Annotated in this window: 18 protein-coding genes and 1 tRNA gene; 17 read left to right on the top strand and 2 right to left on the bottom strand. The window is 67.8% G+C overall.

All coding sequences use genetic code 11. The annotated features are described in order from the left end of the window. The first annotated feature begins 159 nt into the window (after window positions 1–159). The 17 genes from C5F75_RS12410 to C5F75_RS12325 all read left to right on the top strand — a co-directional run bounded on the left by C5F75_RS12410 (window position 160) and on the right by C5F75_RS12325 (window position 20790). A tRNA-Arg gene (locus C5F75_RS12410) sits at window positions 160–236 on the top strand. Between the two features lie 629 nt (window positions 237–865). After that, a complete protein-coding gene (locus C5F75_RS12400; protein WP_059574313.1) occupies window positions 866–1228 on the top strand; it encodes an aegerolysin family protein in 363 nt (120 codons plus the stop codon). Window positions 1229–2016: 788 nt separating this feature from the next. Continuing rightward, window positions 2017–3252, top strand: a complete 1236-nt coding sequence (locus tag C5F75_RS12395) for an ABC transporter substrate-binding protein (RefSeq protein WP_059573847.1) — start codon at window positions 2017–2019, stop codon at window positions 3250–3252. Window positions 3253–3294: 42 nt separating this feature from the next. Further along, window positions 3295–6996 (top strand): response regulator, encoded by a 3702-nt coding sequence (locus C5F75_RS12390; protein WP_104012302.1) that lies wholly within the window; start codon window positions 3295–3297, stop codon window positions 6994–6996. 56 nt (window positions 6997–7052) lie between these two features. Further along, the gene (locus C5F75_RS12385) at window positions 7053–9632 is read left to right on the top strand and encodes an EAL domain-containing protein (RefSeq protein ID WP_104012313.1); all 2580 of its coding nucleotides are present in this window, start codon (window positions 7053–7055) and stop codon (window positions 9630–9632) included. 617 nt (window positions 9633–10249) lie between these two features. Further along, complete coding sequence (locus C5F75_RS12380) at window positions 10250–10432, top strand: Flp family type IVb pilin (protein WP_059573845.1); 183 nt, start codon at window positions 10250–10252, stop codon at window positions 10430–10432. Between the two features lie 89 nt (window positions 10433–10521). Next, the gene (locus C5F75_RS12375) at window positions 10522–11004 is read left to right on the top strand and encodes an A24 family peptidase (protein WP_104012301.1); all 483 of its coding nucleotides are present in this window, start codon (window positions 10522–10524) and stop codon (window positions 11002–11004) included. Between the two features lie 17 nt (window positions 11005–11021). After that, window positions 11022–12059 carry a Flp pilus assembly protein CpaB gene (cpaB, locus tag C5F75_RS12370; protein ID WP_104012300.1) on the top strand — a complete coding sequence of 346 codons (1038 nt, stop codon included), beginning with the start codon at window positions 11022–11024 and terminating at the stop codon, window positions 12057–12059. 63 nt (window positions 12060–12122) lie between these two features. After that, on the top strand, window positions 12123–13505 hold the full coding sequence (locus C5F75_RS12365; protein WP_104012299.1) for a type II and III secretion system protein family protein: 1383 nt from the start codon (window positions 12123–12125) through the stop codon (window positions 13503–13505). Between the two features lie 14 nt (window positions 13506–13519). Continuing rightward, window positions 13520–13903: a CpaD family pilus assembly lipoprotein gene (locus tag C5F75_RS12360; RefSeq protein ID WP_099316278.1), complete on the top strand. Its 384-nt coding sequence runs from the start codon at window positions 13520–13522 to the stop codon at window positions 13901–13903. A gap of 21 nt (window positions 13904–13924) precedes the next feature. After that, a complete protein-coding gene (locus tag C5F75_RS12355; protein ID WP_104012298.1) occupies window positions 13925–15148 on the top strand; it encodes an AAA family ATPase in 1224 nt (407 codons plus the stop codon). Next, window positions 15145–16563, top strand: a complete 1419-nt coding sequence (locus tag C5F75_RS12350; protein WP_059574311.1) for a CpaF family protein — start codon at window positions 15145–15147, stop codon at window positions 16561–16563. Before C5F75_RS12355 ends, C5F75_RS12350 begins: the two co-directional genes overlap by 4 nt. Further along, a complete protein-coding gene (locus C5F75_RS12345) occupies window positions 16560–17537 on the top strand; it encodes a type II secretion system F family protein (protein ID WP_059573839.1) in 978 nt (325 codons plus the stop codon). The genes C5F75_RS12350 and C5F75_RS12345 overlap by 4 nt, the downstream gene beginning before the upstream one ends. Beyond that, entirely contained in the window at window positions 17534–18478 is a 945-nt protein-coding gene (locus C5F75_RS12340; protein WP_059573838.1) for a type II secretion system F family protein, read from the top strand. Before C5F75_RS12345 ends, C5F75_RS12340 begins: the two co-directional genes overlap by 4 nt. Further along, on the top strand, window positions 18475–19332 hold the full coding sequence (locus tag C5F75_RS12335) for a tetratricopeptide repeat protein (protein ID WP_059573837.1): 858 nt from the start codon (window positions 18475–18477) through the stop codon (window positions 19330–19332). The genes C5F75_RS12340 and C5F75_RS12335 overlap by 4 nt, the downstream gene beginning before the upstream one ends. Continuing rightward, the gene (locus C5F75_RS12330) at window positions 19329–19757 is read left to right on the top strand and encodes a TadE/TadG family type IV pilus assembly protein (RefSeq protein WP_059573836.1); all 429 of its coding nucleotides are present in this window, start codon (window positions 19329–19331) and stop codon (window positions 19755–19757) included. Before C5F75_RS12335 ends, C5F75_RS12330 begins: the two co-directional genes overlap by 4 nt. Next, complete coding sequence (locus C5F75_RS12325) at window positions 19750–20790, top strand: TadG family pilus assembly protein (RefSeq protein WP_104012297.1); 1041 nt, start codon at window positions 19750–19752, stop codon at window positions 20788–20790. The genes C5F75_RS12330 and C5F75_RS12325 overlap by 8 nt, the downstream gene beginning before the upstream one ends. Here the strand turns inward: C5F75_RS12325 and C5F75_RS12320 are convergent. Then, window positions 20754–22028, bottom strand: coding sequence for a glycosyltransferase family 87 protein (locus C5F75_RS12320; protein ID WP_407641348.1), 1275 nt, complete (start codon window positions 22026–22028; stop codon window positions 20754–20756). The two genes, C5F75_RS12325 and C5F75_RS12320, sit on opposite strands and share 37 nt — an antisense overlap. Window positions 22029–22044: 16 nt before the next feature. Next, complete coding sequence (locus C5F75_RS12315; RefSeq protein WP_104012296.1) at window positions 22045–23121, bottom strand: glycosyltransferase family 2 protein; 1077 nt, start codon at window positions 23119–23121, stop codon at window positions 22045–22047. Window positions 23122–23217: the final 96 nt, after the last annotated feature.

The following is a 23217-nucleotide window of genomic DNA, read 5'->3' as shown; positions in this document are numbered from 1 at the left end:
CGATGATCGGGTATAATTTCGGGCTCGGCTTCGTGCCGGGCCCGTTTTGGTTTCGGGATTTGAGTTGTCGTGGGGCAGTGGGCGGTGTTGCTGCTGCTTCGTTACTCAGAGCCCGATGCCGAATGCCGGTCCGTGTCCGGCCGTGTCTTTTCTCCCCGACCGCCCTTAGCTCAGTTGGATAGAGCAACGGCCTTCTAAGCCGTAGGTCACACGTTCGAATCGTGTAGGGCGGGCCAATGAAATCAGCGCGTTGGCTGATGGCTTTCAAATTTCCCATCGTCGTCTGTCGGTATGCTCTTGTAGGCAGCGTGTAGATGTTTGCAGTCAGTCCGGAACACAACAAATCCATGTGAGACCGGAAGTTTTCACTGAAAAATGCTTATTTTGATGGCGCCGTACGCCGCAATGTCGAGCCGGTCGCACGACACCACCAAGACAGGGCCGCAGATTTCGTATCCACAGGGCGGGATTGTCACGAAAGTGGAGCTGGGCCAGCCACAAGCGCTTGCCAGTGCCCATTCACGGTTGGTCTCCCGCAGCGAACCGTTTGACACCTGAAGTGCCATGCTCTCAACGCGGCGCGGTGTCGTTGTCATGAAACCGTGGTGTTTCGTGCGATTTTTAAGGAAGCAATGCGGTTAATTTTGCGAATCAAATGCTGCTCGATTCTATTTTTGTGGTTTTTGCGTTGTGATTTTTGATGTCACAATTGTTTGAATAATTTCTTCAACTATTCCATAAAATTCGACTGTCATAAGTATCAGCTTTCGGTGCCGATGTTCGCGTTCTATGTTTGAAATGCATTGCGGGGTATGCATTCAAAAACGGCTGCGATGCGTAATCACACTTTATTGTGGAGAACGAAATGTCCGCACGAAGCACTGTTGTGAAGCTGCAAAACAACTCGGGCAGCACGTTGTTTCTGGACTCGGCATCGATCAATCTGCTGCATGGCGAATGGGTCACGTACCCGCCGGAGAAGATCCCGAATGGACAAACGGGGGAATGGGAGAGCGATTCCGACGGCTTCATGACCGGAACCGAGGGGAAGCTTCAATATCAATTTGCCGACGGTGGCGGTATCGAAAACTTGCGGATCTACTGGGACAACCCGTATTACGGCGGAAACGGATACTCGATAACCGTGAGCGCTGCCGGTTACAAAGTCGGTTACGACGGAGGCTCAGGAGACAATGCGACGGTCACTTTCTACATCAAGCAGGCCTGACTTGGTGTGATCGGCTCGCGCCCATTCCGATGGGCGCGAATGACGGCCAGGAGTCTGTATCCCAGGAGTAGGCTGACGGAGTGCGGGGGAAGCCGATGATCAGTATTAAGCGGAGCGCGCGGCCTCTGAAACTTGACGCACGAGTTGAAGGATCACGGCTTGAGAGCGGGAGATTGCATCGGAAACCGATGTCATATCCAAGGTAGATGGACTCTATTGCTACCGTCGTGCCGGAAATCATCCCATCGGTCGATAGACACCGCACGGACGAACCGCATCAGCCTCGTCCATTTGTTTTGCATTCCTTTGCTTATTCCAACTGGACCGAATCGCGGCAGTCAACCCGAAACGCTGGCGCGTATTCATCCATCGTCACGGATACGGCACAGCGCACTAGTTGTCGAGGACATCGACATCGAACCGGGCGCCCCCGAAATCCGCTTGCCGCTCGGGCGGTCCGGACACGACAAGGCCACGACGTTCACGATGCTCGCAACGCGCGAGATGATCGCCGCGCCGTGCCCTGGCGCATCGATTTCCGCAACAAATCACCGCACTGACGACTGTATCGAAATGCTGGAAGGCGATCCCGCCCGACCGCGTCCACCCGCATTCCGTCGCCCCAGCGAAACGATCTCGACAAACGGCGTCGATCCGCTCCTCTGGCTTGCAGTCGCAAGGGATGCCACCTATATATATGACTAATTGACTCGTACCACGGCAGCGGTGCGGCATGCGGCGGGGCGCACCATCGAATCAGAACAACCGGTGCCGAACGGGAGCCCAACATGGACGAGGGTGTGTCAGTCGCACGGATGTGTTCCGGCATCTGGTTCTCGAACGTACTGCACGCGCTCGCGTGTCCCGGCGGCCGGCGCGTGCTGGTGCTGTTCGCGTGCTGCACCGCACTGAGCGGCCAGGGCGCGGGCTTTGCATCGGAACCCGGCGTGACCGACGACACGATCCGCCTGGGCATGGTCAACGCGCAGTCGGGCAATTCCGCCGGCCTCGGGCGCGGGCTGTTGATCGGTGCGCAAGCCGTATTCGACGACGCGAACGCTCACGGCGGCGTGCACGGGCGGAAAATCGATCTCGTCGTCGCCGACGACCGCTACGAACCCGACCGGACGGTGGACAACACGCTGGAAATGATCGAGCGGGGCAACGTCCTCGCGCTGTTCGGCTACGTCGGCACGCCGACAACCACCGCGGTGCTGCCGATGATCCGGGACGCCGGCATCCCGCTCGTCGGTACATTCAGCGGCGCGATGGCGCTGCGCAGGCCGGTGATTCCGGAGGTCTTCAACATCCGGGCGAGCTATGACGACGAAACGCGCGCGCTGGTCGATCATTTGATCGCGCACGACCGCGCAAAGCGTTTCGCGGTGTTCTACCAGGACGACGGCTTCGGGCTCGCGGTGCTGGCCGGCACGCAACTGGCCCTGCGTCGCCATGGCCTCGACGTGGTCGCCACCGGCACGTTTCGCCGCGGCACGACGGCGGTCGACACGGGGCTCGCTGCCGTACTCGACGCGCGGCCCGACGTCGTCGTCATGGTCGGCCCGTATACGCCGGTCGCCGCATTCATTCGCGCGGCGCACCGCGAAGGCTTCGCGGCCCGTCTCGCGGCGGTGTCGTTCGTCGGCACCGACGACCTGTTGCGCCTGATCGGCGACGAAGCGAACGGCACGGTGATCTCGCAGGTCGTGCCGCTGCCGCAGAGCGAGCGCCCCGTGATCCGGGACTGTGCACGGCTGATCGCGCGGCGCTTTCCGGACGAGCACATCGGCGTGGTGCACATCGAGGGTTGTCTCGACGCGAAGGTCGCGCTGATCGGGCTGGAACGCGCGGGGCCGGCACCCACCCGGGCGACGCTGAAGCAGGCGCTCGAGTCGATCCGGCATCTCGATCTCGGCGGTCTGGTGGCCAATCTGAGCACCGACGATCACCAGGCGCTGAACGACGTGTTCCTCACCGAAATCGCGCACGGCCGCGTCACGCCGCTCGTCGTGCCGGCGCAATGAGCGGACGGATGGCCGCCGAGCCATCCCGATCCTGGAGGCTGCATGGACATCAAGGCGAAACTCGTCACCAGCACCAGCCTGATGCTGCTGGGGGCGGTGGCGATTTCGGTGACCAGCCTGATCGCGGTGCACGGCATCGCGTCCGGCGTGCGCACGCTGACGACGGAATCGCTGCCGCTGCAGATGCGCAGCAACGAACTCCAGCGCGCCTATGCGGAACTTGCGGTGGAGTTCGGCCGGCTCCAGCACGCGCAGGATGCGTCGGAGCGACAGCAGTCGTCGTCGGAGATCGAAACGCAATTGCAGCGGATTGCCGGCATCACGGCCGCCGTGCGCGCGATCGACGGGCACGGCATCGCCGAACCGTCCACCGACCTGCGGACGATGTTCCGTTCGATGAACGAAGGGATCGACAAGCGCCTGCGCGGCGATGCGCAGCTCGTCGCCGAGCGCCGGCTGATCGAAGGCCTGCAGGCACGGGGCGCCACGCTGCTGACCGAGATCGGCAAGGAAATCGAGCGGCTGGACGACGATGCCGATGCGGCGGTGAGCGGCGCGCTCGCGGCCAACACCGCCTACAACCGGACGATTCATGCACTGGATCAGGTTCGCACGAACGTCAAGGACATCATGACGATCGCCGGCCGCGTCGACGTCGCGCCGAACCGGTACCGGCTCGCGCCGCTGCGCGAGCGCATGCAGGCGTCGCTCGACGGCGCACGCAATGCGCTCGCGATCGCGGCGCCGAACCTCGATGCCGCAACCGCACAGGGGGTGACGAGCGCGCTGGGGCGCGCGGCGGCCGACATCCTCGACGGCCAGGACGGCCTCGTCGCGCTGCGCGGCGCCCTGTTCGCCGAATCCGCCGTCGCGCCCCGCTACCGCGCGAAGGAGGACAGGGTGCTGCAGTCGCTCGATGCGCTGGACGCGAAGCTCGCGGAGATCGCGGACCCGTTCGCGTTGCAGATCGTCAAGGCGCGATGGCGCCTCGACGACGCGATCGAATTCCGGCGGCGAGCCGCGCGGGTTGCGTCGCTGTCGGCGGTCGTGAGCGGCGGCATCAACGCATTGGCGTTCGACCTGCGCATGATCGCGCAAAGCGACAGCGCCGACCGTCTGAAGCGCGCCGACGACGAACTGCGCAAGAGTATCGGCGCGCTGACCGCATCCGCCGGCGCGCTGCGCGATGCGCTCGCCGCGGACGGCCCGGGCAACGCGAAGCGCGCGCAGGATGTCGTCGGGCTGACCACGGCGCTCGGTGGATCCGCGCGCCGCATCCTCGCCGTGAAGTCCGACATGCTGTCCAACGACGTGGCCATGCAGCGCATCGTCGCGGACGTCGACACGACGGCCAATCGCCTCGCGGCCTACACGGAGCAGGAAGCCGTGCGTGTCGATCTTCAGCAGCGCGGCATCGTATCGGACGTCTACCGGGCCGTGGCGACCGCGATTCTGATGATCGTGGGGGTATCGTTCCTGCTCGCGATCGGCGGGCTGGTGATCAGCCATCGGCTCGGCACGTCGATCTCGCGGCCGCTGTCGAACCTGACGCGCACGATGGCCCGCATTCGCAGCGGCAGCGACTTGTCGTTGCGCATGACGCACAAAGGCAGCGACGAAGTCGCCGTGCTGATTGCCGGCTTCAACATGATGCTCGACGAAATCGAGCGCCGCGACGTCGCGTTGCAGGCGGCGATCGCCACGGCCGAAGCCGCGAATTCGGCGAAATCGGAGTTTCTCGCGCGGATGAGTCACGAGATCCGCACGCCGATGAACGGCGTGCTCGGCATGACCGAACTGCTGCAGCGCACGCGGCTGACGTCGAAGCAGCGCAAGTTCGTCGACACCGTGTATCGATCGGGCCAGACGCTGCTCGTCCTCATCGACGACATTCTGGATTTCTCGAAGATCGAGGCGGGCAAGCTGACGCTGGAGCGCATCGATTTCAATCTGCATCAATTGCTCGACGATGTCGTCGCGCTGCTGGAGCCCAACGCGCAGCGCAAGGCGCTTGCGCTCGAGTTCCGGCGCGGCGACACCGTTCCGGAGTGGATGCGCGGCGACCCGGTGCGGTTGCGCCAGGTGCTCACGAACCTGCTGGGCAACGCGATCAAGTTCACCGAGCACGGGCACGTCGCGCTCGGCGCATCGTATTCGGACGATGGCCGCATCGTGTTCACGATCGCCGACAGCGGCATCGGCATCGCGCCCGAGGTGGCCGCGCAGTTGTTCCGGCCGTTCCAGCAGGCCGACAACTCGATCGCGCGCAAATACGGCGGAACCGGGCTCGGTCTGGTGATTTCCCGCCAGCTGGCCGAGATGATGGGCGGCGAGCTCACGCTCGAATCGACGCCCGGCAAGGGTTCGGTGTTTACCGTGACGACCCGGTTCGAGCCGGCATCCGGCGAGGTCGGCGTAGCAGCCGATGCGCGGCCGTCGCTCGCGGGCCTGAAGGTGCTGATCGTGGACGACAGCGAGACCGATCGCAGCGTGCTGCTCGAACACGCGATCGAATGGCAGCTGTGCGTCGCCACGGCGATCGGCGGCGACGACGCACTATCGCAGTTGCGCGCGGCGGTCGCCGACGGCGCGCCGTTCGATCTGGCGATCGTCGACGTGCGGATGCCGGGCATGGATGGCATCTCGCTCGTGCAGCACATCCGCCGCGATCCGTCGTTGCATGCGCTCAGGATCATCACGCTGACCGCGTTCGAGATGATGGACAGCGTCCTGGTCGCGCACGAGCTCGACATCGCCGCCCGGCTGACGAAGCCGCTTCGTGGCGCCGCTCTCCATACGGCCATCGCGTCGGCGATGCACGTGATGCCGCCGCGGCTGAATTCGCCGGAACCGCTATCCGACGACGCCGGCGCCGACGCCGGCGCCGGCCCGGGCCGGCCGCTCGATGCGATTTCGGCGCGCGTGCTGCTGGTGGAGGACAACGTCGTGAATCAGCAGATCGCGCTCGCGATGCTGGAGGACACCGCCTATCAGGTGGCGGTGGCCGACGACGGCGAGCAGGCGTTGAATCGGCTGGCCGACGACGTATTCGACGTCGTGCTGATGGACTGCCAGATGCCGCGGCTCGACGGCTTCGAGGCGACGCGGCAGTTGCGCCGTCGCGAAGCCGAAGCCGGCGCGCCGCGCATGCCGGTCATCGCGTTGACGGCCAATGCGCTCAGCGGCGACCGCGAGCGCTGTCTGGCCGCCGGCATGGACGACTATCTCGGCAAGCCGTTTCGCCGCGATGCGTTGCTGCAGATGCTCGCGCGCCATGTCGGCGGCGCGGCGTGCGCGCCGGCTACCGGAACCGATGCGGCAACGACGGGCGGCGGCGTCGAAGCGAAGCCGGAAGCGACGGGGGGCGCCGCCATCGATCCGGATGACGAAGCAAGCGTGATCGACCATAAGGCGCTCGATGCGTTGCGCGCGCTGCAGCGGCCGGGCCGCCCCGATGTCCTGACGCGGATCATCGATCAATTCACGGCGGATGCGCCACGGCTGATCCGCGACATGCAGGCGGCGGTCGAAGCGGGCGACGCCGATGCGCTGAAGCTGGCCGCTCATACGCTGAAATCGAGCAGCGCGAACGTCGGCGCGCACTTGCTGTCGGCGCGTTGTCGCGAGATCGAGCGGCTCGCGCGCGCCGCCGACGTGGACGCGGCGGTGGAACTGGTCGCCGGCACGGAAGCGGAGTTCGGGCACGCGCATGCGGCGTTGATCGCGGAGCGCGTGGACGGTTGAAGGGACGCCGGCCGATCGCCATGACGATCGCGCGGCAGTACAACAGGAGGACGGTCGTGAACGACGAGCATGCCGATGTACCGACGATTCTGATCATCGACGACGATGCAATGACGCGCCTGCTGGTCGTGGAAACGCTCGAACCGGAAGGCTTTCGCGTCGAGGAAGCGACGGGTCCGCAGGCGGGTATCGATGCGTTCCTGCGTCATCGTCCGGTCGTCGTGCTGCTCGACGTCGAAATGCCCGGCGGCGACGGATTCGACTGTTGCCGGGCGCTGCGCGCGTTGCCCGAGGGCCGCCGCGTGCCGATCGTCATGCTCACGGGCAACGACGACGACGCGTCGATCGCCAGCGCGTTCGACGCCGGCGCGACCGACTTCGTGTCCAAGCCTATGCGGTGGAAACTGCTCGGCTATCGGGTCCGTTATCTGTTGCGCGCGGCCGCGGCGGTCGAAAAGCTGGCGACGACCGAAGTCAGCCTCACGCATGCGCAGGCGCTCGCGCACCTCGGCAACTGGGAATACCAGGCGGGGCGGACCGACGGCTACTGGTCGCCGGAGCTGTACCGGATTCTCGGGCTCGACGCCGCCCACACGCCGCCGACGTTCGAACGCCTCGTGCAGGCCGTTCCGCCCGACGAGCAGCCGCTCCTCGTGCAGTCCTACGCGAGCCTGCGCACCGAAGGCGTCGCGTTCTCGATCGAGCATCGGCTGATCCATGCGGACGGCACCGAGCGCTACGTGCTGCATCAGGCGGAGTCCGGCCGCGATCCGAATCACGCGATCATCCTGCGCGGCATCGTCCAGGACATCACCGAGCGCAAGATGCAGCAGGGCCGCATCGAATACCTCGCCAATCACGACGCGCTGACCGGCCTGCCGAACCGCAACCTGCTCGGCGACCGGATGGAGCAGGCGATGTCGCAGGCGCGGCGCACCGGGCAACTGATCGCGGTGATGGTGCTCGACCTGGACCGCTTCAAGCACATCAACGACAGCTTCGGCCACTCGGCGGGCGACGGGCTGCTGCGGGTCGTCGCCGCGCGGCTCAAGAGTTCGGTGCGCGACGGCGACACGGTCGCGCGGCTTGGCGGCGACGAGTTCGTCGTGATGCTGGTCAACCTGTCGACGGCGTCGGACGCGGACGCGATCGCCCGCAAGATCCTGGACACCTTCGTCGCGCCGTTCGTGCTCGACGGCCACGACCTGCACGTGACGACGAGCGTCGGCGTCAGCCTTTACCCGACCGACGGCACCGACGCGGAGACGCTGCTGAAGACGGCCGATGCCGCGCTGTATTGCGCGAAGGAACACGGACGCAACTGCTACAGCTTCTATACGCGCGAACTGGGCGCGCGCGTCGAGGAGCACGCCATCCTCGAAAACGCGCTGCACCAGGCCGTGTCGAATGGCGAACTCGAGCTGTACTATCAGCCGAAGGTCGATCTCAAGACCGGCCAGATCAGCGGCGTCGAAGCGCTGATTCGCTGGCGACGTCCGGGAATCGGCGTGATTCCGCCCGACCGCTTCATCCCGATCGCCGAAGAAACCGGGCTGATTCTGCCGATCGGAGAATGGGTGTTGCGCACCGCGTGCGCCCAGGCCGTCGCGTGGCGCCGGGAAGGGCATCCGCCGATCCGGATTGCCGTCAACCTGTCCGCGCGCCAGTTCCGGCAGCAGGACGTGGCCCACCTGGTGCGCACCGCGCTCGCGGAAACCGGTCTCGAGCCGGACTCGCTCGAACTGGAACTGACCGAAAGCGTGTTGATGGAGGACTCCAATGCGATCGCCCATACGCTGCGCGAACTGAAGGCGCTCGGCGTCGTGCTGTCGCTGGACGATTTCGGCACCGGCTATTCGAGCCTGTCCTACCTGAAGGAATTGCCGATCGACGTCGTCAAGATCGATCGTTCGTTCCTCAGCGACGTCACCACCAGCGCGGAAGGCGCGTCGTTGACGCGCTCGATCATCGCGATGGCCGAGTCGCTGCACATGGAGACGGTGGCCGAGGGCGTGGAGACGGAAGCCCAGCTGTCGTTCCTGAACCGGCATCGCTGCCATGCGATGCAGGGCTACTACTTCAGCCATCCGGTCACCGGCGACGAGATCGCCGACATGCTGTCCGCCGGCTCGGAGCTGCCCGAGCACTGCCGGCAGCGCGAACTGCTGCACCGCACGCTGCTGCTGGTGGACGACGACCGCGCGGTGCTGCAGATGCTCCGGCAGGCGCTCGGCCGCGACGGCTACGAGATTCTCGACACCACCGATCCCGACGAAGCGCTCGACCTGCTGGCCCAGCATCGCGTCGGCGTGATCGTGTCGGACTTCCGGATGTCGAGCGTGTCCGGGCTCGACCTGCTGCAGCGGGTCAAGGCGCTGTACCCGGACATCGTGCGCATCCTGCTGTCCAGCTACGGCGACGGCGCGTCGATCGCCGACGCGTCCGGCAACGGGTCCGTTCAGAAGCTGCTGATCAAGCCATGGGACGTCGCGCTGCTGCGCAAGCACATTGCCGAGTCGTTCCAGCGGTTCGAGCACACGTCGCTGAGCGGCGGGGATCTCGGGGTGGCGCGTCTCGGCATTCGCCGGTCTCCGCCGCGGTCTCTCGACGTGGCGGAACCGCGCAATCGCCCTTGACCGGAAGGCGCCGCCGCGCGTTATTGTCCGCAGTCGTGACGGCACGTGAATGGACCTGGACAGTGCAATCGTGGATCACGCCGTGCGACGCCGATCGAGCAGCACGTGGTGCCCGGATCGATCGCCAAGGATCGATACCCAGGTAATAAGGAGGATTGCGCGGCGGTCAAAAATTGAACAAATGCGTAAATTGTTCCCGGTTCCGGAAATCGCCCATACGAAGCAGTAAGGATTCTTAATCGGGCTCACGATGACATCATGGAGGGCGCAGTAATTACCCCGCGCGTCGAGTTCCGGATTCACTTGTGCACGGGCATTTTCATAAATACATTTCGACGCTAAATTATTGGAAAACGCCGAAAAAATTGTCTATACCCTAGACGAATCAGGCTGATCCGCATCATGCCGATGCGGGCACGCAACAAGCGGGCGCGGGCAATGGCCGACGCCAGCAACCGCGCGTTGCAGCGATCGAATGGATTCCGGGGGATGCGAACGGCCCGTTGCCCGGGCTGCCGCATGAGTCGTGAATGGGCGAACGCAGTGCGCGCCACCGAAGCAACACCGCGTCTTTACATTCAACGGTCGATCAACGACCCCGTCACACGGAGGTTGTCATGCTGCACTACGTCAAATCCCTGCTGCGTGATGAACGCGGCGTCAGCTCGCTCGAATACGCGGTACTCGCCGGCATCGTGGTCGTCGCGCTGGCGGCGGTCGGGGTGATCCTGAGCAGCAACACCGGTGGCCTGCCGGCCGTGTTCACGTCGCTGATGAACAAGGTCACCGCGCTGATCTGACCTCCCTGAACCCGCGCGCCGCCGACGAATACACGGATCCGCAGCGGTACGACGTATCCAGCCGGGGCGCGCCGACGGACGGCTCTCCGATGCTCCATCTCGTACAGTCGGCGGCGACGCTCGTGCTGATGTCGCTCGTGCTGCAGGACGTGCGCACGCGGCGCCTGTCGAACCGCGCGGTGCTCGCGTTCGCGATGCTGTATTTCGTCGCGGCCGCGCTCGCGCGCGAAGGGCTCGCGCAGCTCGCGGCTCACGTGGGGACCGCGGCTGCGATGCTGCTGCTGTTCGCCGGACTGCGTCACGCCGGCTGGATCGGCGGCGGCGACGTGAAGCTGGCGGCGGCCGTCTTCCTGTGGGCCGGGCCGGGCCTCGCGCTGCCGGTGCTGACGATCGTCGGCGCGAGCGGCGCGGCGTGCGGTCTCGCCGTGCTCGCGGCCGTCGCATGGCAGCGCTGGCGCATCGCACCGGCGCGCACGATCGACACGCGCGGCGTGCCGTACGGCGTCGCGCTTTCGCTCGGCGGCGCACTGGCCGTCTGGGCGCCGTTTCCACACGCGGTTTCGCTCACCTAGCGGGGACGCACGCCGCCATGCCCAAACCTCTGAGAATGGCCGTGCTGATCATCGCTGCCGCCGTCGGTGCGTTCGTCCTGCGCCAGCTCTATGTCGCCGCGTCGACGCAGGCGGCGCCCGGCGCGGCGAGCGACGTCAACGTGCGCGTCGCGGCGGCCGACCTGCCCGAAGGGCTGCTGCTGCGCGACAACGATCTCGCGTGGAAGCGCATCCCGAGCGCGCAGGTGCCGGCCGGTGCATTCGTCGAGTCCCAGCCGGGCGCGGAGCTCAAAGGTGCGCTGCTGCGCAACCGCGTCGACGCCGGTACGCCGATCCGCGCGGACAACGTGATTCCGGCCGGCGCGCCGGACTTTCTCGCGGCCGCGCTGCAACCGGGCATGCGCGCGATCTCGGTGCCGGTCGACGACGTGTCGGGCAACGCAGGGCTGATCCAGCCGGGCGACTTCGTCGACGTCGTGCTCACGCAGCAGATCGGGGGTTCCGCGACGACACCCGGCACGTTCGAAGCGGAGACGGTCGTGCGCCGTGCTCGCGTGCTCGCCGTCGGCTCGGAATTCCAGCGCGCGAAGGCGCCCGCGAGCGCGCCCGATGCGCCGGTGCGCGCGCGCACGGTCACGCTCGAGGTCGCGCCGCGCACGGCGCAGGTCGTGCTGGTCGCGACGCGCCTCGGTTCGCTGTCGCTCGCGCTGCGCAGCTTCGCGACGAGCGACCGCCGCGATGCGGCGGGCGGCGCCGAACAGGAGCCCGATACGCCGCCGGTGTGGGCCGGAGACGTATCGCGCGCGTTCCGCGACGCGGCGCGCTCGCCGTCCGCGAAAGCCGACACGGGCGCGCGGCCGGCACCGCAGGGCAATACGGTGGTGATCTATCGCGGTTCGTCGGTGGATGACGGCTCGCGTGGCGGCGGCGGTGGTGTGGGTACGCCGGGCCTTCCGCCGCTGCCATCCGGCTGGCCGGGCACGCCGGTTGCGCCGGTTGTGCCGGCCGCGCCCGCAGCGGGCACTGCCGCCGCCGACGCGACGGCGCAGGTGCCGCGGGCGGCGGTCGCGCAGTGACGCGATGACGAGGTGTCGATTCGGAACCGGCCGCCCGGCGGCCGGCATTTGACGGGAACACGAATGGTGCGCACGGTTCGTTGGATCGCTTTCTGGTGCGTGGCCTGCGTCGTCGCGCCGGAGGCCGCGCTCGCGCAGCGCGCGCAGGCGGCGGACGCCGGCGCGGCGCTGTCGATCGCGACCGGCAAGGGCGAGATGCTGTCGTTGCCGGAACCGGCGACCGCGATGTTCGTCGCGGACCCGAGCATCGCGGACATCCAGGTGCCGTCGCCGCGCACCGTGTTCGTGTTCGGCAAGAAGGCCGGCACGACCTCGCTGATCGCGCTCGGCGCGAATCATCGGCCGATCCTGCGCCGGACCGTGATCGTGCAGGTCGATACCGCATCGCTGCAGACGGTGCTCGACAGCCGCTTCCCGCAATTGAAGCTGTCGGTGTCCGGCGCGCCCGGCTCGCTGATGGTGTCGGGCAAGGTGCCGAGCGCGGCCGACGCGGACGCCGTGATGCAGTCGCTCGCGCCTTATGTGAGCGACAAGGAAAAGATCGTCAACCGGCTCACGCTGTCGCGCCCGATCCAGGTGAACCTGCGCGTGCGCGTGACGGAAGTGAGCCGCAACATCACGCAGCAGCTCGGCATCAACTGGAGTTCGCTCGGCGCGGCAGGCAACTTCGTCGGCGGGCTGTTCAACGGACGCACGCTGTTCGATCCGACGAACAAGCTGTTCAACCTGTCGCCGAGCGGCGCATATTCGGTGCTTGGCGGCTTCCATACGGGGCGCTGGTCGATCGACGTCGTGCTCGATGCGCTCGACCAGGAAGGGCTGATCACGATGCTCGCGGAGCCGAACCTTACCGCGATGTCCGGGCAGACCGCGAGCTTCCTCGCGGGCGGCGAGATTCCGATTCCGGTCGCGCAGGCCGGCAACACGACCGGCGCGATCACGGTCGAGTACAAGCCGTTCGGCGTGTCGCTCGACTTCACGCCGACCGTGCTCGCCGACAACCGGATCAGCCTGAAGGTGCGCCCGGAAGTGAGCGAGGTCGATACGAGCAACAGCGTGACGACTGGCAGCATCACGGTGCCGGGGCTCTCCGTGCGGCGCGTGGAGACGACGGTCGAGCTGTCGAGCGGGCAGAGCTTCGCGATCGGCGGCCTGCTGCAGAGCCAGACCGCGGATACCGTGTCGCAGGTCCCGGGGCTCGGCCGGCTGCCGATCATCGGCCGGCTGTTTTCATCGAAGAACTTCCAGGACCACAAGACCGAGGTCGTCGTGATCGTGACGCCGTACATCGTGCAGCCGACCGGGCCGGGCCAGCTCGAGCAGGCGCTCGACACCGTCGCGCGGCCGAGCAGCGACCTCGAGTTCGCGATCCAGCGCAATCTCGGGCTGGACCTGTTGTCGGGCGACACGCCGCGTCTCGTCGGCGCCGCGGGCTTCGTGTACTGAGCCAAGGAGCGCGCATGCGAGTTCGAACCCTGTTCACCGCACCGTTGCCGCTGGCGCTCGCGGCCTGCCTGTCGGCGCCGCCGCCGATCAACCTGCCCGATGCGCGCGCGATCGGCTTCGACGGCGTGCGCGCGGTGCCGCCCGACTGCGCGAAGCTGATGCAGCCGTCGCATCTCGTCGATGCAGGGTTCGGGCGGCCCGGCGTGCCGTTCGGCTGCGCGACCTACACGAATCTCGCGACGATGCTCGCGCGGCCGGAAGACCTCGTCGCGCCCGTGCCGTACGGCGGCGCCGATGCGCAAGTGGCGGCCGACGCGGTGCGCCGCTACGTCGAGGACCGCGTGAAGCAGCCCGCGCCGGGCAAGACGCTGACGACGACCGGCTCGTCCGGTCATTGACCCACTGACGATGCGATCGCGATGCCGCCCATGAACGTCCTCGACCGCCAGAACGCCAAGCGCGCCGCCTCCGCCGGAGCGGCGGATCTCCTCGCGGTCGTGTCCGATGCCGGCAGCGAGGACGTGATCCGCCGCGTCGCGCAGGATCTGTCGATCGCGCGCGCCCACGTGCACCCGGGCGACTGCGACGACGCGATCCGGTTGCTGCAGCAGCAAGAGCGTTCGCCGCGCCAGTTGATCGTCGACGTGTCGGATTCGGTGCTGCCGGTGTCGGACCTGATGCGGCTCGCGGACGTGTGCGATCCGTCGGTGCGGGTCGTCGCGATCGGCACGCAGAACGACGTCGGGCTGTTCCGCAACCTGCTCGGCATCGGCGTGCAGGACTACATCGTCAAGCCGCTGACCGTCGAGCTGATGCGGCGCGCGCTGACCACGACGGAGTCGGTCGTGCAGGTGCGTACCGGCAAGATCGTGAGCTTCGTCGGCGCGCGCGGCGGCGTCGGCGCGACGACGATCGCGGTCAGCCTCGCGCGCTGCCTGGCGGGGGAGAAGCGTCGGCGCGTCGCGTACGTCGACCTGAACCTGCATGGCGGCGGCGCGAACTCGATGCTCGGGCTGTCGAGCAACAACGGGCTGATCGAATTGCTGAACATGGAGCTGCGCCCCGACGACGCGCTGTTCGACCGCATGTTCGTCACGAAGGGCGACCGCCTGCACGTGCTGTCGGCCGAACTCGCATACGGCGAAGACGCGCTGCTGCGCGACGATGCGATCGCGCAGCTCGTCGACATGCTGAAGGACCGCTTCCATTACGTGCTGTTCGACGTCGGCTACCGCGCCGGCAAGCTGTTCGAGGATGCGCTGACGGCGTCCGATCTCGTCTATATCGTCGCCGACCGGTCGGTGCACGCCGCGTACGAGGCCGCACGGCTTGCGCGCTTCGTGAAGGAAATGCCGGGCGAGCGGCTGCTGTCGATGGTGCTGAACAATCCGCTCGAGCCGGTCAAGGGGCGCGTCGCGCAGTCGGATTTCGAGGATGCGTTCGGCGGTGTGCAATTGCGCGAGCTGCCGCACGAGGCGCAGTCGCTCGCGATCGCGGAGAACCTGGGCGAGCCGATCGAACGCTCGAAACGCCGCGGCTTCCTGGACGAGATCCGGCTGCTCGCGAACGGCATCACCGGCGAATCGATGGCCGTCGCCGAGCCGTGGTATGCGCGCTTCATCAAATGGAGGAAGGGATCGTGACGTTCGGTACCCGCAAGCAGCCGACACCGGACCCTGCGCCGGCGGGTTCTCGCACCGCGCCGCACGACACCGCGCCCGCGCCGGCCGTAAGCCCGGTGCCTGCGTCCATGTCCACGTCGGCGCGTGCGGCCGCGGCGGCCGATACCCAGGAGGCGCTCATCCGCTCCGGCAAGTTCGACGCGATCCGCTCGGCGGTGTTCGCGTCGATGAACATGTCGGCCGCGCTGATGAAGACGCGCGACGAAGTGCGGGCCGGCATCGAACAGGTGGCCGCGCACACGGTCGAGCGCGAGCGCCTGAAGATCACCACGGGCGAGCAGGTGCTGATCGTCGACGCGATCCTGAACGACATGTTCGGCGTCGGGCCGATCGAGCCGCTGCTTGCCGACGACACCGTGTCCGACATCCTCGTGAACGGCCCCGACCAGGTGTACGTCGAACGCGCGGGCCGGCTCGAGCTCACGCCGCTGAAGTTTCGCGACAACGCGCACGTGACGAGCGTCGCGCAGCGGATCGCGGCGGCGGTCGGGCGCCGCGTCGACGAGAGCAGCCCGATGGTCGATGCGCGTCTTGCCGACGGCAGCCGCGTGAACGTGGTGCTGCCGCCGATCGCGATGCGCGGCGCGTCGATCTCGATCCGCAAGTTCGCGAAGCGCGACATCACGCTCGCGCGGATGGCGCATCAGGGCAACATCTCGCACGGGATGCTGCAGGTCCTGAAGATCGCATGCGCGTGCCGGCTGAACATCGTGATCTCGGGCGGCACCGGGTCGGGCAAGACGACGCTGCTCAACGCGCTGTCGCAGCACATCGAGGAGCACGAGCGGATCGTGACGATCGAGGACGCCGCCGAGCTGCAACTGCTGCAGCCGCATGTGGTGAGCCTCGAGACGCGGCCGGAGAACACGGAAGGGCTCGGCGGCATCTCGCAGCGCGATCTCGTGCGCAACGCGCTGCGCATGCGGCCCGACCGCATCATCCTCGGCGAAATCCGCGGCGCGGAGGCATTCGACGTGCTGCAGGCGATGAACACGGGCCACGACGGCTCGATGACGACGATCCATGCGAACTCGCCGCGCGACGCGATCAGCCGGCTCGAAAGCATGGTCATGATGGCGAACGCGAACCTGCAGCTGCTGTCGATCCGGCGCCAGATCGCGAGCGCCGTGCATCTGTTCGTGCAGGTCGAGCGGATGCGCGACGGCGTGCGCCGCGTGACGCGGATCACCGAGATCGTCGGGATGGAAGGCGAAGTCGTGATCACGCAGGACCTGTTCGCGTTCCGCCAGGAAGGCGACACGACGCGCGACGCGGTGAAGGGCGTGTTCGAGGCGTCGTCGCTGCGGCCCGCCTTCGCGCCGCGCGCCGCGTATTACGGCGTCGAGGACGCGCTTAACGAGGCGTTCCGGCAATGAGGACCGCGGACCTGTTCGCCCTCGGCGCCTTCGTCGTCATCCTCGCGGTGGGGCTCGGCCTGTCGGCGTTGCTGGACCGTGCGCGCCAGACGCCGGAGCAGCGCATTCGCGCGCGGATGCAGCGCATTGCGCCATCGCTGACGGGCCGGGCCGCCGGTGCGGCAGCCGGGGCCGGTGTCGCGCTGTTCAACCTGCCGCGCCGGCAGACCCGCGTGCGGGCATGGGCGCAGCGCTACGTGACGCGCGTGCGCGCGGTCGGCGGCGAGCGCGGGCTGCGGATCGTCGTCGCGAGCATGATCGCCGGCGCGATCGCGGGGATCGTCGTGGTGAAGCTCGTGGCGCTGCCGCGTGTGGCGCATCCGGCGATATACGTCGGGCTGCCGCTGATCGCGATGCGCGCGAGCTATCGCGCGCTGGTCGAGCGCTTCCGGCTGCGCTTTCTGGAGGGGTTCCCCGACGCGATCGACCTGATCGTGCGGGCGGTGCGCGCGGGCATTCCGGTCACGCAGGCGATCAGCACGGTCGGCGACAGCGCCGCCGAGCCGGTGCGCTCGACCTTCCGCACGATGGGCGACAGCCTGCGCGTCGGCGCGGATCTGAAGGACGTGCTGACGCACGCGGCGGACCGGCTGATGATCGCGGATTTCTCGTTCTTCACCGTCTACCTGCTGCTGCAGCGCGAGACCGGCGGCAGCCTCGGCGAGACGCTCGACGAGTTGTCGAGCATCATCCGCACGCGCCGCGACATCCGCCTGAAGACGCGCGCGCTGACCGCCGAGGGGCGGATCACGACGAAGATCATCTCGGCGGTGCCGTTCGTGATGATCGGCGCGCTGTTCCTCGTGAACCGCGCATACGTGATGCTGCTGTTCGATACGCATGCCGGACGCGTGATGCTGACGATCGCCGCGACGCTGCTGACGATCGGACTGCTGACGATTCGCAAGATCTCGAAACTGGATACTGCACGATGACGATGTCGATGCTGGCCGCCCGCGGCCTCGAACTGTTGCTGCTGCTCGCGTGCGTCGCGGCGGCGCTCGCGACGCCGGGCGGCGGCACGCGCCGGCGCATCGCCATGCGCGTGCAGCAGGCCGCCGGACAGCGGTCGCCCGCGCTGGGAGCGGGGCGCCTGCAGCCGGGCGACGTGCGTCGGGACCTGACGCGGCGGCTCGCGCAGCTCGGCGAGCGGCTGCCCGTGCTCGATCCGATGCAGCGCGCGAAGCTCGGGCTGCAACTGGCGCGCGCGGGCTTTCGCGAACGGCGCGCGGTGTCGTCGATGATCGGCATCAAGCTCAGTTGCGGCGTGCTGCTCGCCGGCGTCGCGATGGTGTTCAGTCCGTATATTCCGCGCTTCGGCGAATACTTCGTGATCCGGGCGGTGGCGATGGTCGCCGCGTTCGTGGTCGGCGTGATCGTGCCGGAATACGTGCTCGGCGCGATGATCCGGCGGCGCCGGCGGATCATCGCCGCATGCTTTCCGGATGCGCTCGACCTGCTCGTGATCTGCACGATGGCCGGCAACAGCCTCGTGTCGGGCGTGCGGCGCGTCGCGCGCGAACTCAGGCGTATCTGCCCGCCGCTCGCCGACGAGCTGACGGTGTGCGCGGACGAGCTGACGCTGAGCGGCAACGTGTCCGAAGCGCTCACGCATTTCGCGATCCGCGTCGACTTCGCGTCGGCGCGGTCGCTCGCCACGACGCTCACGCAATCGCAGCGGTTCGGCACGCCGATCACGCAGGCGCTGCGAACGCTGTCGCGCAGCGAGCGCACCGAGCAGATCGTCGCGCTCGAGGAGCAGGCCGCGAAGCTCGCGCCGAAGATCACGCTGCCGATGATGCTGTTCATCCTGCCGACGGTCGGCCTGATCGCGGCGGGCCCGGCGGCCATCCGTTTGCTCGAGGTGTTCAAATGACAGGCCCCGCGCTCCGTGCGTTCGCCTTCGCGGCCGTGCTGCCGCTGCTCGCCGGCGGCTGCGCGCCGGGTATCCAGACGCGGCCGGCGCTGTCGCACAAGAGCGACGACCCGCAGGCCGAATTGCGCATCGCCGACAGCGCGCTGGCCGGCGGCAACGTCGATCTCGCGTCGACGCTGTACGCGAAGGTGCTGGCGCGGCATCCCGATTCGCTCGCCGCGCAACTGGGGCTTGCCGACGTGAACTATCGCGCCGGCGATCTGGAGCGCGCGCGTATTCTGTACGAGCAGGCGCGGCAGCTTGCGCCGGCCGAACTGGGCCCGCAGGTCGGGCTCGCGCGCGTCGCGTTGCGACAGCGGCGACTCGACGAGGCCGCGCGCCGCTATCGCGACTTGCTTGCCGCGCAGCCAAACCTGCCGCTCGCGGCGCAGGGGCTCGGCACGGTGCTCGATCTTCAGGGCCGCCACGAGGACGCTCAGACCGTGTACCGGGACGCGCTGAGCGCGCATCCGGACGCGCAGGGGCTGCGGGTCGACCTCGGGCTGTCGCTCGTGCTGAGCAATCGTCCGCGCGAAGGCGTGAACGTGCTGCTCGACGTGGCCGGGCTGCCCGATGCGCCGTGGCAGGCGCGCCAGAACCTCGCGTTCGCGTACGGCGTGCTCGGCAACACCGATTCGGCGAAGAAGCTGCTGTCCGCGGACCTGCCCGCGTCGGCGGTGGCCGACAATCTGCGCGTGTACCAGGCGGTGCGTACGCAGCTCGCGGCGCGTCCAGTCGGCGATGCGTCGCGGCCGTCGAAGGGCGCCGCGCTCGAGCCGCGCGCCGTGCCGCCCGCCGCGGGGGCCGTAAAATGACACGCGGGGCGACGGGCGCCCGCCACGCGCGCGGCGTCGTATCCCTCGAATTCGTATTGATGCTGCCGTTCCTGCTGATGGTGCTGATCGGCATCATCGACACGAGCCTGCTGCTATGCGACAAGGCCGTGATCACGAACGCGAGCCGCGAAGCCGCGCGGGCCGGCGTCGTGCTGCGCGTGCCGATGCTGACCCCGACGCAGATCGCCAACGTCGCGCTGAGCTATACGCAGAACAGCCTGATCACCGGCGGCACGCCGACGACGCCGACAGTGACCGTGACGCAGGCGAACGGCACGACGGCGGGCACCGCGCTGACGGTCACGGTGACCTACACGTATGCGGGGCTGGTGCTCGGTTCGGCGTTCAGCGCGCTGACCGGCCCCGTGACGATCTCGGCTACCTCGGTGATGCTCTATGAATGACGCGGCCGGCACGCGATGCATCGGCGCCGCGCGCGAACGCGGTTCCGTTGCGCTGTTCTTCCTGATGTTCCTGATCCCGCTGCTGTCGTTCGGCGCGCTGGCGATCGACATCGCGTGGATCGCCACGGTGCGCAACCAGTTGCAGAATGCGGCGGACGCGGCCGCGCTCGCGGCGGCCGACGCGATGATGTCGCCGACGGGCGGGCCGCTGAACTGGTCGCAGGCCGCGCCGGCGGCGAACGGCGTGATCGCGCTGAATTCGGCGGCGGGCGCGCGGCTCGCGAGCGGCACCGTGACGACCGGCTACTGGAACGTGACGCGCACGCCCGCGTCGATGCAGCCGACCACGATCACGCCCGGCCCGTACGACGTGCCGGCGGTGCAGGTGACCGTGTCGCGCGCGCCGGGCATCAACGGCGGCTCGATTCCGCTGCTGCTCGGCGGCCTGCTCGGCATCCCCGGCGCATCCGGCGGCGCGACCGCGATCGCGGTGCTCGCCGCGCCGGGCGGCGTCGCGGCGGGCGGGCTGTTTCCGATCGCGATCGACCAGTGCGTGTACAACCAGTACTGGAACGCGCAGACCAACCAGCCGCTGATCAATCCGCTCACGGGTCTGCCGTTCCAGTTTTCGATCACGAACGGCCAGACGTATGGCGCGCTGTGCATGGGCGGTCAGTGGACGTCGTTCCAGTCGACCGCGACCGACACGACGACGATGGGCGGCCTGATGGTGACCGGCAACCCGACGACGCTCAATATCGGCGACAGCATCTATCTCGCGACCGGCGTGAAGGCGACGCTCTACACGTCGGTGCCGGTCGGCGCGACGGTCGTGCTGCCGGTCGTCACGCAGACGTCGAGCAGCACCTACGTGCCGATCGTCGCATTTGCCGCGTTCCACATCGACGTGTCGCTCGGCGGCGCATACAAGTACATCCAGGGGCACTTCGTCGCCGGGGTGAAGATGACCGGCGTCGCGACGGGCGTCGGGCCGTACTACGGCGTGTACGTGCCGCCGCGGCTTGCGTTGTGACTATTGCGAGCATCGTGGCGGGCGCGGCGCAGCAGCACCAGCAGCGCGAAGAGCGTCACGGCCGGGCCGATCTGCGGCAGTTGCAGCCACGGGTTCAGGTATTCGACGATCGGCAGCGCCCACATCAGCGCGATCGCGGCCTGTTCGCCGCGCAGCCAGCCGTCGCGCCAGCCGATCGACAGCATGCACGCGATCGCGATGGCAAGCCACGCGAGTTCGTAGTGCCACACGTACGGGTTCGCCACGAGCGTCGCGACCGTCAGTACGGCCGCACGCACGCGGGTGTCGCGCGACTGCATCCATACGACGCAAGCGGCGTAGATCGCGATCGCGGCGATGCACGCATGCGCGGCGTACGCGGCGCCGAGCGGCACGTCCGCGAGACGAAACGCCGCGAACGGCGTGGGCGACGCGAACCAGAACCCGACGCCATGCTCGATGACGATCGAGCGGGCGATGCCGGCGCTGGCGACGAACAGGCGCGGCGACTCGACGCCGCAGACGAGCACGCTCGATGCGGCGAACGCGCCGGTCGCGAGCGCGGCCCACATGATCGTGCGCCATGCGCGCGCGGCGACCAGCACGAACGGGAACAGCAGCGCCAGCTGCGGCTTGACCGACAGCAGCGCGATGCAGAGGCCGGCATATATCGGCCGCCGATCGGCCCAGTAAACGGCCAGCGCCGCGCACGAGGCGGTCAGGAACGTGTTCTGCCCGAGCGTCGCGGTGACGAACACGCATGGCGCGGCAACCAGCGCGAATGCGCCGGCGTGCGATGCGCCGGGTATCGTACGGAGCCCGGATACGCGCCACGCGGCGAGGCCGAGCATGAGCACGCCGAACGCGACGAACAGCGGATAAGCAAGCGCGAACGGCAGCAGCGCCAGCGGCGTCACGAGCAGCAGATAGGTGGGCGGGTACAGCCACGGTGCGAAGACGTCGCGGGGAAGGGTCGGAAACAGCCCGGTCGTCAGCCGCGAGAATGCGGAAAAATCGTATGCGTGCGAGGGCGTGCCGTGCAGCATCACGTACGACGCGGACCAGAACACCGAGAAGTCCGCCCCCGGGCGGGGTATGACGCCGCTGCCGGACGCGTGACGAACGACCGCGATCCATATCGACATGAACAGCGCGTACGACACCAGCATCAGCGCGCTGTACAGGACGACGCGTCGCGACGTGAGCCACGCGACGACGGGCCGCGCCGTCGGCCGCGTCGATTGCCGGAGGATATCCAATTGACGTGGCCCGGGCTTACTTGATCGACGCCTTGCGAGCGGCGATGCCCGCGGCCGCCGGCGTCGCGCCCCGGCGGCGCGCCGGGTGCGCGCGCTTGAGCGGGAACTGAAGCAGCTTCGATGCCGGTCGCGCGGCCGCATCGCGCTCGGCGCGGTAGCGCCGCCGCACGAGATAGACGGGGCGTTGCTTGGACTCGTGATAGATGCGGCCGAGATATTCGCCGATCACGCCGATGCCGATCAGCTGGATGCCGCCGACGAACAGCACGACGGAAATCAGCGACGGGTAGCCGTGCACCGGATTGCCGTACAGCAGCGTGCGCATCACGATGTACGCGCCGTAGACGAACGACAGCGCGGCGAACGCGAGGCCGACGTAGGTCCACACGCGCAGCGGCACCGTGCTGAAGCTCGTGATGCCCTCGAGCGCGAAATTCCAGCGCCGCCAGCCGGAGAATTTCGAGCGGCCGCCGCTGCGCGGCGCACGCGTGTATTCGACGATTTCGGTACGAAAGCCGACCCACGCGAAGAGCCCCTTCATGAAGCGCCGCCGCTCGGGCAGCGCGCGCAGCGCGTCGACGACTTCGCGGTCCATCAGCCGGAAATCGCCGACGTTCTCGGGCATCTCGACTTCGGAGAGCCGGTTGTGCACGCGGTAGTAGAGCGAGGCCGCCACGCGTTGCATCAGCGGATCGCACATCCGGTCGGTGCGCTTCGCAGCGACGACCTCGGCGCCCGCGTGCCAGCGTTCGAGCATCGCGGGAATCAGCGCGGGCGGGTCCTGCAGGTCGGCATCGATCAGGATCACGGCCGCGCCGGCCGCCTCGTCGATGCCGGCGGTGAGCGCCGCCTCCTTGCCGAAGCGGCGGGTGAGATCCACGACGTGCACGCGCGCGTCGCCGGCGGCGACCGAGAGCAGCCGGTCCAGCGTGCGATCGCGGCTGCCGTCGTTGACGCAGACGATCTCGAAGCGCACCGAGCCGACCGACTCCAGAACCGGCAGCGTTTCGGCAAAGAATGCGTCGATCGTTTCTTCTTCGTCGTGAAAAGGCACGACGAGCGATATCAGCGGCTTCCTGGCATGCGTCGACACGTTGAGGCCCCCGGAGAGATTCGGCCTGCGTTGCGCGGTAGGTTTCCGTTGTCGTTCGCCGGGCGGGCGTTACCCGATTCGGGGCGAAGGCGGTCC

This window comes from Burkholderia anthinoferrum, assembly GCF_002925705.1.
In the GTDB taxonomy this organism is placed as follows: domain Bacteria; phylum Pseudomonadota; class Gammaproteobacteria; order Burkholderiales; family Burkholderiaceae; genus Burkholderia; species Burkholderia semiarida.
The sequence above is the reverse complement of the archived record's forward strand: the minus strand, read 5'-3'. Positions and strand labels throughout refer to the sequence as shown.

What these genes read in the sequence shown, in the direction of transcription:
- C5F75_RS12400 (WP_059574313.1), top strand. Translation starts at nt 866, where the DNA reads ATGTCCGCACGAAGCACTGTTGTGAAGCTGCAAAACAACTCGGGCAGC.
- C5F75_RS12395 (WP_059573847.1), top strand. Translation starts at nt 2,017, where the DNA reads ATGGACGAGGGTGTGTCAGTCGCACGGATGTGTTCCGGCATCTGGTTC.
- C5F75_RS12390 (WP_104012302.1), top strand. Translation starts at nt 3,295, where the DNA reads ATGGACATCAAGGCGAAACTCGTCACCAGCACCAGCCTGATGCTGCTG.
- C5F75_RS12380 (WP_059573845.1), top strand. Translation starts at nt 10,250, where the DNA reads ATGCTGCACTACGTCAAATCCCTGCTGCGTGATGAACGCGGCGTCAGC.
- C5F75_RS12375 (WP_104012301.1), top strand. Translation starts at nt 10,522, where the DNA reads ATGCTCCATCTCGTACAGTCGGCGGCGACGCTCGTGCTGATGTCGCTC.
- cpaB (WP_104012300.1), top strand. Translation starts at nt 11,022, where the DNA reads ATGCCCAAACCTCTGAGAATGGCCGTGCTGATCATCGCTGCCGCCGTC.
- C5F75_RS12365 (WP_104012299.1), top strand. Translation starts at nt 12,123, where the DNA reads ATGGTGCGCACGGTTCGTTGGATCGCTTTCTGGTGCGTGGCCTGCGTC.
- C5F75_RS12360 (WP_099316278.1), top strand. Translation starts at nt 13,520, where the DNA reads ATGCGAGTTCGAACCCTGTTCACCGCACCGTTGCCGCTGGCGCTCGCG.
- C5F75_RS12355 (WP_104012298.1), top strand. Translation starts at nt 13,925, where the DNA reads ATGCCGCCCATGAACGTCCTCGACCGCCAGAACGCCAAGCGCGCCGCC.
- C5F75_RS12345 (WP_059573839.1), top strand. Translation starts at nt 16,560, where the DNA reads ATGAGGACCGCGGACCTGTTCGCCCTCGGCGCCTTCGTCGTCATCCTC.
- C5F75_RS12340 (WP_059573838.1), top strand. Translation starts at nt 17,534, where the DNA reads ATGACGATGTCGATGCTGGCCGCCCGCGGCCTCGAACTGTTGCTGCTG.
- C5F75_RS12335 (WP_059573837.1), top strand. Translation starts at nt 18,475, where the DNA reads ATGACAGGCCCCGCGCTCCGTGCGTTCGCCTTCGCGGCCGTGCTGCCG.
- C5F75_RS12330 (WP_059573836.1), top strand. Translation starts at nt 19,329, where the DNA reads ATGACACGCGGGGCGACGGGCGCCCGCCACGCGCGCGGCGTCGTATCC.
- C5F75_RS12325 (WP_104012297.1), top strand. Translation starts at nt 19,750, where the DNA reads ATGAATGACGCGGCCGGCACGCGATGCATCGGCGCCGCGCGCGAACGC.